Source organism: Acidiferrobacter sp. SPIII_3, assembly GCF_003184265.1.
Taxonomy (GTDB): Bacteria; Pseudomonadota; Gammaproteobacteria; order Acidiferrobacterales; family Acidiferrobacteraceae; genus Acidiferrobacter.
Genome location: NZ_CP027663.1, coordinates 2,523,345 through 2,539,241 on the forward strand (window position 1 = coordinate 2,523,345; position 15,897 = coordinate 2,539,241).

Below are 15,897 nucleotides of genomic sequence, written 5' to 3' on the forward strand. Positions count from 1 at the left end.
TGCGGGCAGATCCCTGGGCATCAGGTCGGGATCCGCGTGAATGCGCGCGCATGGATATGCTGGACCTTGTCTGAGGTGCGCTCCAGAACGCCTTTGACGAGCACCAGGGCGGATCGCAGAACCAGTGCACGGAATGCCTGCGCCACCTCCGGGGACACGATGACATTCGCGGTACCGGTCTCGTCTTCCAACAGCAGGAACATAAGACCCTTGGCGGACCCCGGCCTTTGCCGGCTCGTCACGAGACCGGCAATGGTTGCGATGGTGCCGGATCTTACACCCCCCAGGGTCGCGATCGGCAGGACATGGGATGCGAGGCGCTTGCGCATAAGCCCCACCGGGTGGCCACGCAAGGAAAAGCCCAGCGCTTGATAATCGGCGGCCACATCGTCGGCGTGGGTGCCCGGACGCCGCCACACCCGCACCTCCTCGGGGTCCGCAAATAGCGGCAGGGGCGCCTGGATCGCGAGACTTTCCCACAAGGCCTGCGGCCGTGATCCGCACACATCATCCAAGGTCCCACCCTGCGCCAACCGCCAGCCGTCGGCCCGCGACAGGGACACGCCTTGCGCCATGGAGCGCCATGAGGAACGCCCCCGCAAGGGTAATTGCGCAAGCCGCGCGGCCCCCTTGCGGGTAAGCCCTCGCACGAGGTCGAGACCAAGACGCACGGCCCGTCCGCTTGGGCGCATCTCCAAAACCGTGGCCACCTGGCTTGAGCGGGCATCCGGCGCCAATACCCGCACCCCGTGACGCCGGGCGTCGGCTATGAGTTGCGATGGCGCATAGAAACCGAGCGGCTGGCTGTTCAATAAGGCACATAAATAGACATCGGGGACATGGCATTTGAGCCAGGCACTGGCGTAGGCCAGAAGCGCGAAGCTCGCGGCATGGGATTCCGGGAAACCATAGGCCCCGAAACCGTGGATCTGGCGATAGATGTCCTGGGCGTAGTCCTCGCCATAGCCGCGCGCACCCATCCCTTTCAGGAACCGCCCCTTGAAGGCCTGAAGGTCTCCGTCCCTCCTCCAGGCCCCCATGGCGCGCCTTAGCTCGTCGGCCTCGCCTGGCGAAAAACCCGCAGCCACGACCGCGAGCTTGATCACCTGTTCCTGAAAGAGCGGTATCCCGAGCGTCCGGCCGAGGACCGCCTCGATCTCACGGCTGGGGTAGGACACCGCCTCGCGTCCCTGGCGCCGGCGCAGATAGGGGTGGACCATATTCCCCTGGATCGGCCCGGGGCGCACGATCGCGATCTGAACGACGAGATCGTAGAAGGCGCGCGGCCTAAGACGCGGCAGGAGCGCCATCTGCGCGCGTGATTCGATCTGAAAAACGCCCACCGTGTCGGCAGCCGACACCATCTCGTAGACGGCGGGGTCTTCGGCCGGTATCTCGCCTAACGCGCCAGGGCCGAGCCCATGCTCGCGCATGAGCGCAAAGGCCTTTTGCAGCGCCGTCAACATGCCAAGCCCCAGGCAATCGACCTTCATGATGCGCAGCGCATCCAGATCGTCCTTGCCCCACTGCAGCACCGTCCGGCCGGGCATCGCCGCCTTCTCTATCGGGATGAGCCGCGTCAGGGCCTCCTGCGACAACACCATGCCCCCGGTATGCTGCGAGAGATGGCGGGGGCGGCCGGCCAGCTCGCGCACCAGGGCAATGAGCGGGCGAAAGGGCGACCTGCGCACGTCATAACCATGCTCGACCAACCGCCCCTCCAAGACATCGACCCCCTCCCACCAACCGAGCAATCCCGCCAGGCGATCCACGAGCGCGGTCTCGCAACCCAGGGCCTTGGCGACGTCGCGCAGCGCGCTGCGTGTCCGATACGTGATGACGCTCGCCGTCATGGCGGCGCGCTCGCGACCATAACGCTCATACAAGTACTGAATGACCTCCTCGCGTCGCTCGTGCTCGAAATCGATGTCGATATCCGGGGGCTCATGGCGTTCGCGCGAAATGAACCGCTCGAACAAGACCTCGAGACGCGCGGGGTCCACCGCCGTGATACCCAAGGCATAGCAGACCACGGAATTGGCCGCGGACCCCCGCCCCTGACAGAGGATGCCGCGACCTTTGGCAAACCGCACGAGATCGTGGACGGTCAAAAAGTAATCCGCATAGGCCAGTTCCCCTATGAGAGAGAGTTCGTGGCGCACCAAAGACCGCACGGAATCCGGCACACCCCGCGGATAGCGCGCCGCAAGGCCCGCGCGCGTCAACCGGATCAATTGTCCCAGGGAATGGCGTGGACTGCGGCCCTGGCGCGGATAACGATACCGGAGGTCCTCCAGGGAAAAACGGCAGGCCTCGGCCACGACCTGCGTCTCCTTAAGCCACGCCTCCGGATAGAGGGCACATAATGTCGGGATATCCCGCAGATGCCGTTCGCCGTTCGAAAACAGGGCCCACCCGGCCTCCGCCACGGTCGTCTTCAGACGAATGGCGGTCATGGTGTCTTGCAGGGCGCGGCGCCCACGCTTATGCATGTGTACGTCGCCACAGGCCACGACCGGCCTTTCCAGGCGCGCGGACAGGATCTGCAGCCGCTCCTTGTGGCGATCGTCGGTCCCCGCCTTATGCAATTCCCCGGCAATCCAGAACCGCGCGCCCAAGGCCCGTGCAAGCGCCCCCGCAAGCGGATCACAGTCCCCCCCGGCATCCGGGCACCAGAGCACGAGACAATCCGCGAGCGCGCCGAGATCGGCGATGCCCAGATCGTAATCACCCTTGTCCACCCGCCGGCCGCGCGTGATGAGCTCGGAAAGCTCCGCATATCCGGACGCGCTACTCACCAGGACCACGCACTTCAACCCCTCCCGGACCGTGATCTCGGACCCCACGATCAGAGGCAACCCCCGATCCTTGGCGGCCCTATGGGCGTGCACGATGCCCGACAGGGAGCACTCATCCGTTATGGCAAGCCCCCGATAGGACAAGGCGCAGGCCCGTTCCACGAGTTCCTTCGGGGCGGAAGCGCCGCGCAGAAAGCTGAAATGGCTCAGGCAATGCAGCTCGCTGTAGGCGATCATGCGAAATAACCGTGCAGAAACCACTCGCCGCGCGCGCAGCGAAATACCCAGAGGGACTCACGTCTGGCATTGGTGGCCACGAAGTAGTCGCGTACCACGGGCTCGTCCCACCACCCCGTTTCCACCCGTTCGGGTCCGCGCGCAAACTTCAAGGGACCGCGAAACATCGGCGTCCCCCGAACGACGTCCAGCCGCTCAGGGGGGTCTATGAGCCATACCGGACGATCGGCCGGGGCACGGATCCGCCCTTGCGGGGCGCGTGACGGCCAGGGGGTCTCCCGGCTTGCACGCTCCGGGCGGTGATCCGGATGGAGAGACAGCGCGCGCACCGCATCACGGCCAAGCCGCGCCTGCAGCCTGTCCAAGAACCCCCGAAAGTCCTGCTCGCGCCATTGCCCATCACGCCACAAGGGCAGACTGCCTTCGGTCAAGTCCTCCAGAGGGGCTGATACCGTCACCGCGGTTATGGCCGACCCGGGCCGGAAATCCCGCAGCCGTTCCCGCACAAGGCGCATCAGGACCTGGCCATCCCGCTCCGGGCGCGTCAGCGTAAACACCTCCGACCGCAGACTCCCGTCCTCACAATTCATCTCGACCGTAAAACCGGCCACGCGCGCCTCCTGGGCGCGCAGCACCATGACCCACTCGCGCACGATCCGCGCCAGCGCAAACGCCAGGGCCTCATCCGTCTCCACCGGATGGGGAAAGGCGAGTCTGCGCCTGAACCACGGCGCCGGTGCCCAGAAATCCTCGATCTCCGGACGCTCCCCCATGAGCCCTTCGATGAGCCGGACGATCTCCTGACCGAAGCGATGGGCGAGACCCGGGCGCGGCAGATCGAGGAGATCGCCCATCCGCGTAAGCCCGAGGGCCTGGCAGGCGGCACGCGCCTCGCCCGCCCAGGAAAGCCCTGTCAGGGGCAAGGAACGCATCGCGAGGCGCCAAGGGTCCTTCGACGTCCATACGCAGCGCATCGCCGAGCGCGCGCAGTGCCATGCCAGGGCGGCGGTCGGCGCCATGGCGACCTCGAACGCATATCCCGCATCCTCCAGGCCGCGCGTCACATGGGCCACGATCCGGTGCGGGTCACCCACCGGGCTTGCCTGATCCGTAAACCGCATCAATACCCCATCGGCGCGCAGGACCACGCACGGGCTGAAGCCGTAGGCAAAGGCCGCGAGGCCCTCCAGAAGACTGCTTTCGGCGGCCCGGTCACGGGCCCCGAGCGATAGGGACGGACACAAGGCGCAGGCCTGCGCCACGGACAGGCCGGGTGTAAGGCCCTGGGCGCGGGCCTGCGCATCACAGTCGACCAGGGCCTTGTCCTCGACCACCGCGAACGGCGCCGGGCGTGCCGCGAACACCTCCAAGGGCAACGCCGTCAGGACCACAGCCAACCAGAGCATGGAACGGTCCCGGGCTAGAGCGCAACGACAAGCGGCGCCACCGGACGCCCAGCCTTGCGGGCCAGCGTGATGCGCACGCCTTCTGGCGCGGACTCCAAGACGAGACGCAGGCGCGACGGCTGGGGCGCAAGGTCCTGGGGCAGGAAACAAAAGCCCCAATGCCCCCCTTGGGCGGCGTGCCGCTGCAGGGCACGGAACTCCTGCTCACGGATATCGCCAAACCAACTCACCACGGCCCCGACGGCGGGGCTCAAAAGCCCTTGGCTGACTGCCCACAAGGCCTCCTTGTGAGTCCTCGGACGCACGACGATCAGGTGATCCAGCGCGATATCGTGAGCGACGAGCGCAGGGGCGTAGGGTCCGTAGGGGGGCGCCACCCATATCAGTCGACCTTCGCGGCTCAAGGCCGCCAGCACCGGCAGCAGCAGACGCATCTCACCGATACCCATCCGGCCGGCACGCAACTCCGTCAGCACGCCGACCGGCCAACCTCCCCCCAGGCCCTGATCGAGCGCCGGGAAACCCGTGGACATGACAGCGGCCGGGGCGGGAGCCGCCCCTCGATACACCCTGGCCCCCCAGGCCTCCGCCCCGGCCATCAGGGCATGCCCTCCAGCCCTTGGCGCAACACCCCCACCCCGATCCCTTCTATGACCCAATCCTCGCGGTCCCGTAGCACGATCGGCCGAAAGGCCGGGTTCTCCGGCAGCAACACGACCTGCCCCGCGCGACGCCGCAAGCGTTTGACCGTCACCTCGTCCTCCAGCCGCGCCACGACGATCTGTCCGTCGTGGGCAGTCGGGGTCTTGTGAACCGCCAGGAGATCCCCATCCCGAATCCCGGCATCGCGCATACTCTCGCCGACTACCGTCAGGAAATAGTCCGCGCGTGGCCGGAACAGGGCCGGATCGACCTGATGGTGGGCGGTGACATGGGCGTGCGCGAGCAGGGGCTGGCCGGCCGCCACCCGCCCGATCACGGGGATGCCCTCCTCGCGCCGATCCGGCAGACGGATACCGCGCGCACTCCCGGGGGTCAAGACGATCACGCCCTTGCGCGCCAACGCCCGCACATGCTCCTCGGCGGCGTTGACGGACCGGAAACCCAGGGCGGCGGCGATCTCGGCGCGTGTGGGCGGCCGGCCGGTGGCCTCGATCTGCCCCCGGATCCAATCCAGAACCTGCTGTTGACGCCCTGTAAGAATCGACATGCTGGTAATATATACAGTACGAAGACGAAAAAAAAGGAGGGTGGCTTCCTTGCCACTCCCCTCGATACAGAAAGCCCCTCACTCGGCATCCCTACCGAGGACATCCCTGCGTCCCATGGGCCTCCTTGCCCTGCGCTTCCTGCTCTCTCGACATCCTGTCGAAAATCCCTTTTCACGATCCGCCATCCCAGGCGAAGCCAGGGTAAGCCTAAAGATGCCCCCGCCCTATCCGCCGAAAGTCGGAGACGGCAGAGTCCGGTGCACCCGCGGGTTCATGAAACACTTCCCGCCGCACCCGGCTATGGCCCCCATAGCAAACTCTTCGAGTCCGGCGTGCCGCATAGGTTCCGATATAATTCCGGGTATCGCCGCACCCCCGGCGATCACGCCCCCTTCGGTCCTGCGCGCCCGGCCTTTCGGGCTTGTGTGGGCCCCCGCCCTTTGCCATAGTGGTCCGTACCCGAGGGACACGGCATGCGATACATCGACTACGAACCCGGTGGCGACGCCGATACCTTGCGACTCGCCGAGGGCCCGACCCCGGCCCCACGGACCGGTGAGATCCTGATCGAAGTCGCGTACGCCGGCATCAATCGCCCGGACATCCTGCAGCGGTCGGGACGCTATCCGCCGCCGCCAGGCGCCTCCCCGATCCTTGGTCTCGAGGTCTCCGGGCATGTCGCTGAGGTAGGAGCCGGCGTACAGGAATGGCGGGGCGGTGACGCCGTAACGGCGCTCGTGCCCGGCGGCGGCTACGCCGAATACTGCACCACACCCGCTGATCAGGCCTTGCGCGTCCCTGCCCACATGGATCTGGCATCCGCCGCCGCCCTCCCCGAGAACTGGTTTACGGTATGGGCCAACGCCGCCGACATGGGCGCACTGAAAGCGGGCGAGCGCCTGCTCGTGCATGGCGGCACGAGCGGCATCGGGTTCACGGCCATCCAACTCGCCAGGTTTCTTGGCGCGACCTGCTGGGCGACGGTCGGGAACGACGACAAGGCGGCCTTCTGTCGCGCATCCGGCGCCCACCACGTCATCAATTACCGAACGACCGATTTCGCGGAAGCGGTGATGGAGGCGACTGGCCATCAGGGCATCGACGTGATCCTCGATGTCGTGGGCGCCCCCTATTTGGAGCGTCACATCGGCATCCTCAGGCGTGACGGCCGGCTCGTCTTCATCGCACTCTCCGGCGACAACCGAGGCGAGATCGACCTCGCCCCGATCCTGACCAAGCGCCTGCGGTTGACCGGCTCCGCCATGCGCCCGCGCACGGTCGGCGAAAAGCGCGCCATACGCGACGCACTCGCCCAGCACATCTGGCCCGAACTCGATCACGGCCGGCTGCTCCCACACATCGGCGCGCGGTTTCCGCTCACCGAGGCCGCGCGCGCCCATGCGCTCATGGAAAGCGGCGACCATCGCGGCAAGATCGTGCTTGCCGTAAAGCCCTAAACCGCACCGGACCCGCCCGGCCGGGGCCAACGAATATTACGTATTGCGCAGGCGCATGAGCTCCTTACTTGGGGAGCTCATGCCTGACCACAATCCGTCACGGTCTCGAGTGTTTGGTGCTACAAAACGGGCCTTTTTGCGCATGCTCGTTACCGGAAAACCGGAAAGAATCCCGGCCTGCCCTTCGTCATCCGCGCATACGCCACAATCTCTACCCTGGGCGCCACGAGATCGCAACCCCTGCCATACGCGACGTTCCTTGGCCAGCGCTATCCACTTCGGATACCGTATGTTGTGCGCGCTGCCGTCGGCGCATGCCAGCAGCAGGTCGCCCACGATACGACCGTTGCCATTGTCGAAGGGATGCAAGGTCACACACCAAAGATGGACGAGTCCTGCCTTGATGAGCGGCAGGTCCCCCGCATTCCCATTGACCCGTTCCAGAAAGCGGCGCATCTCGATCTCGAGACGCTGGGCCGGGCGGCGCCTCGAAATACACGCGCTCACGGCCGATGGGGCCGAAGACCATTCGCATCGGGCCTACGGCATCGTCCCGAAAGCCGCTCACCCTGATCCTTGTTGAGGGCCGGAATAGCCCGCAGAGAAGAGCACTGCATCAGCCAAATAGGCGCTCGCGAGTAATCGGGGCCACGCAATTGGCCGTGGCATCCAGCACCATATCGACGACTCCCTCGACGCGCCGGTCTGCCGGGACCGGGGCCCCGATGTCCGACACCCTGGCGACGGACGATGCTCGAGCGCACGGCCTCGACATCGAGCCCCTCACTCTCGATCTCACTATCCTCGGCAAGCACTCATAGGCTCGCCCGAACGCGCAGGACCATACCGGCGTCGGTCAGACGCCCTACGCGCCCCTCGCTTCCGTAAGAGGGGCAGCCAGTGCCGCGAGGTCGTAGCGCCACCGCGGCCAGTCGTCTGCCTGCCAGATGTAGGTGTAATCTCCGCTTTCCATGCGTTGATTATAGGCCTCATTCTCCGCAGGGACACGACGGTCTCCGTAACCTACGTGGAGTTTGCGCATCTCTTCTCGCACTCTGACATGAATGGGCAGAACGACGGGCACGCGGGGATCAGGCCCAGAAATCCTTGAGCTTGCTTACGGGGCAGTTTGTGAGAGGCACCACCGTCTATTCAGGGGATTTTGTCCCATCGATCTCCAACGCCGCCCGATCAAAGGTATAAGTGCCCAGGCAAGCCAGATGCCGGTCACGAGCCGCGGCCTTTGCCGTGTTCATGATCAACGCGTCAGCAAAATCGGCTACCTTTAGACCGTTGGCGGTTTTCACGGGCCTCGCAGCCAGGAAATCGTCGAGCGCCGACCAGATCACTTCCCGGTCCCAGAAAACCACGTTCGGCTCCTCCAGTAAACTTACGACCAACGCCCGGACATCGTCCTTGGTGGCCTTGTAGCGCTTCCCCGTGAGGGTCCATACCGCTTCTACCAGCACGACCTCGGTGATCAAGAGTAATTCGTCGCACTCGAAAAGCCTCCGGGCGCTCGCCGCCTGCCCGTCATCGTCATCGAGGATGCGCTGCAACAACACATTTGTGTCGATCGCAATGATGCCTCGCACCGCTAGTCCTCGGAGGCCGACGACCGTCTCGATGCAACAGTGTCCATCAAGGATTCCTCATCGGAGGAGCCACGCTCCGCCTTGAGGTCTCTCAGCACCCCGTCGCTTGCACCCTTGCGCTTTTTGATGAGCGTAACGCGACCTCCGTGCTCGAAAATATCGAGTTCGTCACCGGCATGGATACGAAGACGGTCGCAGAGCTCTTTCGGTACCGTAATCTGACGTTTCGGACTCAACACAGGCATGGCATGGCCTCTTTACTTTTTTGACATCGGTAAAGATATGAGCCTCTTTGGCCACTTATCAATACAACCGCTGGAGCGCGGGTGCCGGGCGAGCAAGGCACCTTGCGCCGCGTCCGCCCAGGGCCATGCTTCAGACCGGCGCACCTGCCCAACCCGCCTCCATGAAACCGCTTGTGGTCCTTGCCGGACACGTCAGGCCCGCTCGACCCAATAGCCGAGGTTACATCCCTCTGGGTAATTGGGGGTGGGTGCGGTTGTCGGGCACGAGCAGCTTGTTCAAGGCATTCAGATAGGCCTTGGCGGAGGCGAGCACGATGTCGGTATCGGCACCGTGGCCGTTCACGATGCGCCCCTGGCGTTCGAGACGCACGGTTACCTCGCCTTGGGCGTCGGTGCCGCTCGTGATGGCGTTCACGGCATAGAGCTGTAGGATGGCGCCGCTCGCCACCACGCCCTCGATGGCGCGAAACGCGGCATCGACCGGCCCCCCGCCCTCGGCGCGGGCCTCATGCTCCTTGCCATTCCACGCGAGCCGCACATCGGCATGCGGTTTGGTACCGGTACCCGAGGCGGTCTCCAACGCCATAAGCTTCACCGACTCCACGGCCTCCAGGGCGCCCTCGCTCACCAGCGCCTGGAGATCCTCATCGAAGATCTCGTGCTTCTTGTCCGCGAGATCCTTGAAGCGCTCGAAGGCCTGGTTCAGGGCGGCGTCGTCCTTCAAGGTAACGCCGATCTCGGCTAAGCGCGCGCGAAAGGCGTTACGCCCCGAGTGCTTGCCGAGCACCATGCGGTTCGCGGTCCAACCCACGTCCTCGGCCCGCATGATCTCGTAGGTCTCGCGGTTCTTGATGACGCCATCCTGGTGAATGCCGGCCTCGTGGGCAAAGGCATTGGCGCCGACGATCGCCTTGTTGGGCTGCACGGCAAAGCCGGTGACGGTCGATACCAGGCGGCTCGCGGCCACGATATGCGGGGTCTCGATACGCGTATCGCACTTGAAGACGTCCTGGCGCGTGCGCACGGCCATGACGATCTCCTCCAGGGCGGCGTTACCGGCGCGTTCCCCGAGCCCATTGATCGTGCATTCGACCTGACGGGCCCCGTGGTACACGGCCGAAAGAGAATTGGCGACCGCCAGACCCAGGTCGTTATGGCAATGCACCGAGAACACCGCCTGATCGGCGTTCGGAATGCGGTTTCTCAGCATGGCGATGAGCTCCCCGAACTGCGCGGGGACGCTGTAACCGACAGTGTCGGGGATGTTGACGGTGCGCGCGCCGGCAGTGATCACCGCCTCCATGACCCGGCACAGGAAATCGGGATCCGAACGGCCGGCGTCCTCCGCCGAGAACTCCACGTCATCGGTGAACTGCCGGGCATGGCGCACCGCCTTCACCGCGCCCTCGAGCACGGCCTCCGGACTCATGCGCAGCTTTTCACGCATATGAATCGGCGATGTCGCGATAAAGGTATGGATGCGCCCGGCACGCGCCGGCTTCAGCGCCTCCGCGGCGCGGTCGATGTCCTTGATCAACGCCCGGGCAAGCCCGCACACGCGGCTCTCCGTAATCGCCTCGGCCACCGCCTTCACGGCCTTGAAGTCGTCAGGGCTTGCGATCGGGAACCCGGCCTCGATCACATCGACCCGCAGGCGCTCCAGGGCACGCGCGATACGTACCTTTTCCTCGCAGGTCATAGATGCGCCGGGGCTCTGTTCCCCGTCGCGTAATGTGGTATCGAACACCAAGAGTTGATCGGTCATCGCGTTTACGCCACCCCCGAATCGGCGCTAGAAGGCGCCCGATGGCGCCATTTCTCCTGTAATCGCCGGGACTCTAGCCAAAAACCCTCGCAAAGTCTATCAAGAACCCGGCCTGCGAGGAGCGCCTTCGCGCCCAGCTCCCGACCGGCTGCACCCGCGCCCATCCATCACGACGACCGATCTCATCGGCCATGGGGCAAAGGTTTCACACGGCGAAAGAGCAACACGAGCGGCAGGCAGGCGAAGAATAGGATCCCCATGAGCTCGAAGTCATCGATGTAGGCAAGCATCTCGGACTGGCGCAACACCGTCGTATAGAGATGCATGAACCCGGCCATGGGCACGACGTGGCCGATGGCATTCTGGACCGCCGCCAGATAGGTATGCAGATTGGGGTTATAGGGTGTGATGCGTGCCACGAGCTGGCTTTGGTGATACTGCGCACGGCGCGCGAGGACCGTGGCGGCAATCGACATGCCGACACTGCCGCCGATATTGCGCGACATATTGATGATGGCCGAGGCGTTGCTCGACTTGGATCCCGGCAGGGACGCGAATGCCAGCGTGTTGATGGGGATGAACAAGAAGGCGAGACCCGCGGCCTGCAGCGCGCGCGTCCAAACGAGTGTCATAAAGCCCGTGTGGGTGTCGAAATGCGTCATGAGCAGAGTCGCGAACCCGCTGATACAAAGCCCGCCCGCTATCAGGACGCGACCATCGAGGCGCGACACGAGCTGCCCCACCAAAGGCATCAGGGCCATGATGGCAAGCCCGCCCGGGGACAGCACGAGGCCGGCATCCATGGCCGTGTAGCCCAGGAGCGACTGCATGAAAAGCGGCAGCAAGGCGGTACTGCCAAGGAGCAGCGCACCAAGCATGAACATGAGGATATTGGCGGCGGCAAAGCCCCGATCACGAAGCAGGCGCAGATCCACGATCGGGTCCGCCTGGCGCCACTCGCGGATCGCAAAGACTGCGAGCGCCAGGATCACGGTGATGGTCATGGTCACGATGGCGAGGGAACTGAACCAATCGTCCCGCTGGCCACGGTCAAGCACCACCTGCATGAGACCAAGACCCAGGGTGATGAGCGCAAAGCCCACGAAATCCGCGCGCGGCGCGGATGCCCGCCGCGCGCTACGCGCCTGAACGAAGGACTCCGGGTCATGCACCAGCGCCTGCACCAGGGGCAGGATCAGCAGCCCGACCGGGACATTGATGAGAAAGATCCAGCGCCAGCCTATATGGTCCGTGATCCAACCACCAACCGTGGGGCCGATGGCCGGCGCAAACACCACGGCCATGCCATAGATCGCGAACGCCATACCGCGCTTGGCGGCGGGCGCGGCGTCGGTGAGGATGGCCTGGGCATTGGGCTGCAGTCCGCCGCCGGCAATACCTTGCAGGGCCCGGAATAGCACGAGCGCCGGAAAATTGGGACTAAGGCCGCATAATAGCGAGGTCAGCGAGAACGCGGCGATACAGCCCATGAAGTAGCGCTTGCGTCCAAGCGTCGTGGCCAACCAGCCGCTCAAAGGCAGAATGATGGCATTGGTCATGGTGTAGGCCGTAAGCACCCAGATGGCCCTGTTCTGGGAGATCGCCATGCTGCCCATGATGTGCAGCAACGATACGTTGACGATCGTGAGGTCCAACACCTCCATGAACGCCGCGACGGCGACCACCAAAGCGACTGCCCAGAAACTCGTCGCCGGTCGTCCGGGGTCTTTCATGGGCGGCGGCACGGCCGCTTGCGCGTAAGGCGCGCACCCCCGGTGTCGGGGCGACAGCCACCCCGGCCCAATGGGCGTGCGCCATCTCGCCATCCCTCGAGGGGCCTGAAGGGGATCGTGAAAAGTGGCCTGTCGGCCGATGTGCGATGTCCGTCCATACCATGGCCTCGAAGGCGGCCCGATGGGCCTGACCATCCGCCACCTGATCGCAACCGGGCACATGAGCGGACTCGCGCAGTATGGCAAAGGTGGGGTGGGGCTTCAAACAGGGGGGATCCAGGGCCACGCTTTTACACGGCGGGCGCCGTCATGGGCGCATACCACAGGGCCGGCGCCCGCGGCCGAAGGCATCGTTATCGATCCCCGGAAAACCAGACGCATACCCCCTCGCCGAGGCCCCTTGCTTATAGGGTTCGGGTGGCCCCCTTGACGGCCTCCTCCGGCACCCCTATCGTTGCCCTTGGAAGTCCCTTCTCATGGCCGCACCTAGAGGGCGACAGCGATGACCAACCGCGATTCCCCCCACCTCCTGCGCATCCTAGAGGAGCGGCTCTTGAACTGCAGCCAGAATCCGGACGAACCCAGTCCCGCCACGCTGCTCGCGGACGACTTCTATGAGATCGGCCGTTCCGGGCGGCTCTATGATCGAACCGAAACCCTGAGGCGACTGACCGGCAAACGGCGCCGCGAGACCACGATCCGCGATTTCCAGGTGCGCTTTCTGTCCCCGGAGGTCGCCCTGATCGTCTATCTGCTGGTCGATGCCGAAGAGGAGGAGGACGACAGGGCGGCCAGCTGGCGCAGCTCGGTCTGGCGATGCCAATATGGACGCTGGCAGATCCACTTTCATCAGGGGACGCCGGCGGCTCACCTGACCGACGAGCCCGCATCCTTCCTGCCCTGACGACCCGCCCGCCCTGACCGACGGGCGACGTGCGCGGATCGAACGATACGCGACCGTCAGACCCGCGGCGATCCCTCGTGGCTGTCACCCAACCGGCGCCTGTGCAGCGAGCGACGATAGCGGCGTACCAGCGAATCGATCGGCCCCGACAGGGCATAACAGAAAAACAGGGCAAACAGCACGCGCGCGGGATCGAGCGAGATCAGCACGAAGATCAGGACGATGGCAAGTACCGCGATAAAGGGCACCCGCCCCTTCAAGTCGATGTGTTTGAAGCTGTGGTAGCGGATATTGCTGACCATCGCCGCACCGATCAAGACGGTAACGGCCAAGGCCGTGGCGCGCAGCCACAGTGGCGGCGCGCCATAACCTTGCAGGACCCACACGAGACCGGTGACGACCGCCGCCGCCGCCGGACTCGGTAGGCCATGAAACGACAGGCGCCGGTCGGTGCTGGTCTGAATATTGAAGCGCGCCAGACGCAAGGCGGCGGCCGCCGAGTAGATGAAGGCCGCGAGCCAACCAAGCTTACCGAGTCCCGAGAGCCCCCATTCATAGACGACCAGCGCCGGGGCAAGGCCGAACGACACCATGTCCGACAGACTGTCATACTGCGCCCCGAAATCGCTCTCGGTGTGCGTCCAGCGCGCCACCCGCCCGTCCAGCCCATCCATGACCATGGCGATGAACACCGCCACCGCGGCGTGCCAGAACTCGCCCTTCATGGCCTGCACGATGGCATAGAAGCCGGCAAAGAGCGCCGCCGTCGTAAAGAGATTCGGCAGGATGTAGATACCCTTGCGCTTGTCTTCCATCATCGCGCCCCTCACTGAACGCGCGGGCCCCGACCCGCGAGACGGGCCAGGATCTGCGATCCGGCCTTTACCTTGTCGCCCAAGGCCACCTCGGGATGCGCCCCCGGCGGCAGGTAGACATCGACGCGCGAGCCGAAGCGGATGAATCCATAACGCCTTCCCCGGTCCACCACCTCGCCCTCGCCCACATAGCAGAGGATGCGCCGCGCGATCAGACCCGCAACCTGCACGACCACGACATCGTCTCCGCCCGCTGTCGTGATCCAGAGCGCGTTGCGCTCATTATGCTCCGAGGCCTTGTCCAAGGATGCATTCAAAAAACGTCCCGGGCTATACCAGCGGCGCCGAACCTGCCCGGCGACCGGCAAACGATTGGAGTGGACGTTGAAGACATTCATGAAGATACTGCATTTGATGGCCGGCCGTTTCAGGTACGGGTCCTCGGCCGGACCCACCATGATGACGCGCCCGTCGGCCGGACACAGGACCGCGTCCTGACCCTCAGCCAAGACGCGACGCGGGTCCCGAAAAAACTGTAGCACAAAAACCGCGAACAGCCACAAGGGTAGGGCCACCCAAGGCCCCCACCACCATGTGACGAGCGCGGCGGCGGCCATTGCCAGGGCGATATGCCCCCACCCTTCGCGCGCCAAAAGAGGGGGCGATGCCGCCCCCTCGCTGACCGTCTGTGACAAAGGGATGCTCAATTTTTCTCTTTGTCGACGATCTTGTTAGCCCCGATCCACGGCATCATGCCGCGCAGGCGTTCGCCGACCGCCTCGATCGGATGCTGGGCGGCCTTGGCGCGCAACTCAGGGAAGCGCTTGCCGCCCGTCTCGTTTTCGGCCACCCACTCGCGCGCGAACTGGCCCGACTGGATCTCGCCCAGGATACGCTTCATCTCGGCCTTGGTCGCCTCGTTCACGACCCGCGGACCGCGCGTGAGATCGCCGTACTCGGCGGTGTTCGATATCGAGTACCGCATGTTGGCAATACCGCCCTCATACATGAGGTCCACGATCAACTTCAGTTCGTGCAGGCACTCGAAATAGGCCATCTCCGGGGCATAGCCCGCCTCGGTCAGGGTCTCGAAACCGGCCTGCACCAGCGAGGTCACGCCGCCACACAGCACCGCCTGCTCCCCGAACAGATCGGTCTCGGTCTCTTCCTTGAAGGTAGTGGCGATGACGCCGGCACGCGCCCCGCCGATGGCCGCGGCATAAGACAGCGCCAACGCCTGGCCCTGGCCGGAGGCGTCCTGACTCACCGCAATGAGACATGGGACGCCGCCGTTTTGGGTGAAAGTGGAGCGCACCAGATGGCCCGGCCCCTTGGGGGCGATCATGATCACATCCATGTCCGCGCGGGGTTTTATGCGTCCGAAATGGATGCTAAAGCCGTGCGCGAAGGCCAGTGCCACGCCCTTTTTCAGGTGCGGCTCCATCTTCTCGTAGATCCCGGCCTGCAGCTCGTCGGGGGCCAGAATCATGACCAAGTCCGCGTCCTTGACCGCCTCTTCCACAGGCTTCACGGTAAGCCCCGCACGCGTCGCCTTCGCGGCCGAGGGCGAGCCCGCGCGCAGACCCACCACCACATCGACACCCGAGTCCTTGAGGTTGTTCGCATGCGCATGGCCTTGCGAACCATAGCCTATGATCGCCACCTTCTTCTTGCGAATGAGGCCGAGGTCGGCGTCCTTTTCGTAATACACTTGCATGCGATGTCCTCGCC

The 15,897-nt window shown here is 64.9% G+C and carries 13 protein-coding genes and 1 pseudogene; 2 read left to right on the forward strand and 12 right to left on the reverse strand.

Annotation, left to right across the window (positions count from 1 at the left end; translation table 11 throughout):
- Positions 1-20 precede the first annotated feature (20 nt).
- The 4 genes from C4901_RS12710 to lexA form a co-directional block, all read right to left on the reverse strand.
- Positions 21-3,035 (reverse strand): error-prone DNA polymerase, encoded by a 3,015-nt coding sequence (locus C4901_RS12710; RefSeq protein WP_110137650.1) that lies wholly within the window; start codon positions 3,033-3,035, stop codon positions 21-23.
- The gene (locus C4901_RS12715; protein ID WP_110137651.1) at positions 3,032-4,441 is read right to left on the reverse strand and encodes a DNA polymerase Y family protein; all 1,410 of its coding nucleotides are present in this window, start codon (positions 4,439-4,441) and stop codon (positions 3,032-3,034) included. Before C4901_RS12715 ends, C4901_RS12710 begins: the two co-directional genes overlap by 4 nt.
- A gap of 14 nt (positions 4,442-4,455) precedes the next feature.
- On the reverse strand, positions 4,456-4,974 hold the full coding sequence (locus C4901_RS12720) for an SOS cell division inhibitor SulA (protein WP_110137652.1): 519 nt from the start codon (positions 4,972-4,974) through the stop codon (positions 4,456-4,458).
- A 65-nt stretch (positions 4,975-5,039) separates the two neighbouring features.
- Complete coding sequence (gene lexA / locus C4901_RS12725; protein WP_110137653.1) at positions 5,040-5,651, reverse strand: transcriptional repressor LexA; 612 nt, start codon at positions 5,649-5,651, stop codon at positions 5,040-5,042.
- Positions 5,652-6,125: 474 nt separating this feature from the next.
- Here lexA and C4901_RS12730 point away from each other — a divergent pair, with 474 nt between their 5' ends.
- Positions 6,126-7,109, forward strand: a complete 984-nt coding sequence (locus C4901_RS12730) for an NAD(P)H-quinone oxidoreductase (protein WP_110137654.1) — start codon at positions 6,126-6,128, stop codon at positions 7,107-7,109.
- Positions 7,110-7,405: 296 nt separating this feature from the next.
- On the opposite strand, the pseudogene C4901_RS19515 reads toward C4901_RS12730, so the two are convergent.
- From C4901_RS19515 to C4901_RS12755, 5 genes and pseudogenes are all read right to left on the reverse strand, one after another.
- Positions 7,406-8,082: pseudogene (locus tag C4901_RS19515) on the reverse strand (DUF4172 domain-containing protein); the annotation flags it as partial.
- 175 nt (positions 8,083-8,257) lie between these two features.
- Positions 8,258-8,704 carry a PIN domain-containing protein gene (locus C4901_RS12740; RefSeq protein WP_205735999.1) on the reverse strand — a complete coding sequence of 149 codons (447 nt, stop codon included), beginning with the start codon at positions 8,702-8,704 and terminating at the stop codon, positions 8,258-8,260.
- Between the two features lie 2 nt (positions 8,705-8,706).
- Positions 8,707-8,949, reverse strand: a complete 243-nt coding sequence (locus tag C4901_RS12745; protein ID WP_110137655.1) for an AbrB/MazE/SpoVT family DNA-binding domain-containing protein — start codon at positions 8,947-8,949, stop codon at positions 8,707-8,709.
- A 220-nt stretch (positions 8,950-9,169) separates the two neighbouring features.
- Entirely contained in the window at positions 9,170-10,714 is a 1,545-nt protein-coding gene (locus tag C4901_RS12750; protein ID WP_110137656.1) for a 2-isopropylmalate synthase, read from the reverse strand.
- Positions 10,715-10,896: 182 nt separating this feature from the next.
- Positions 10,897-12,447 (reverse strand): DHA2 family efflux MFS transporter permease subunit, encoded by a 1,551-nt coding sequence (locus tag C4901_RS12755; RefSeq protein WP_110137657.1) that lies wholly within the window; start codon positions 12,445-12,447, stop codon positions 10,897-10,899.
- Between the two features lie 502 nt (positions 12,448-12,949).
- Between C4901_RS12755 and C4901_RS12760 the strand changes: the two genes are divergently transcribed.
- Positions 12,950-13,351 (forward strand): DUF4440 domain-containing protein, encoded by a 402-nt coding sequence (locus tag C4901_RS12760; protein WP_110137658.1) that lies wholly within the window; start codon positions 12,950-12,952, stop codon positions 13,349-13,351.
- Between the two features lie 56 nt (positions 13,352-13,407).
- On the opposite strand, the gene pssA is transcribed toward C4901_RS12760, so the two are convergent.
- From pssA to ilvC, 3 genes are all read right to left on the reverse strand, one after another.
- Entirely contained in the window at positions 13,408-14,169 is a 762-nt protein-coding gene (gene pssA, locus C4901_RS12765; RefSeq protein WP_065971907.1) for a CDP-diacylglycerol--serine O-phosphatidyltransferase, read from the reverse strand.
- A gap of 8 nt (positions 14,170-14,177) precedes the next feature.
- Positions 14,178-14,783 carry a phosphatidylserine decarboxylase gene (locus C4901_RS12770; protein ID WP_110138650.1) on the reverse strand — a complete coding sequence of 202 codons (606 nt, stop codon included), beginning with the start codon at positions 14,781-14,783 and terminating at the stop codon, positions 14,178-14,180.
- 86 nt (positions 14,784-14,869) lie between these two features.
- Positions 14,870-15,883, reverse strand: a complete 1,014-nt coding sequence (gene ilvC / locus C4901_RS12775) for a ketol-acid reductoisomerase (protein WP_110137659.1) — start codon at positions 15,881-15,883, stop codon at positions 14,870-14,872.
- Positions 15,884-15,897: the final 14 nt, after the last annotated feature.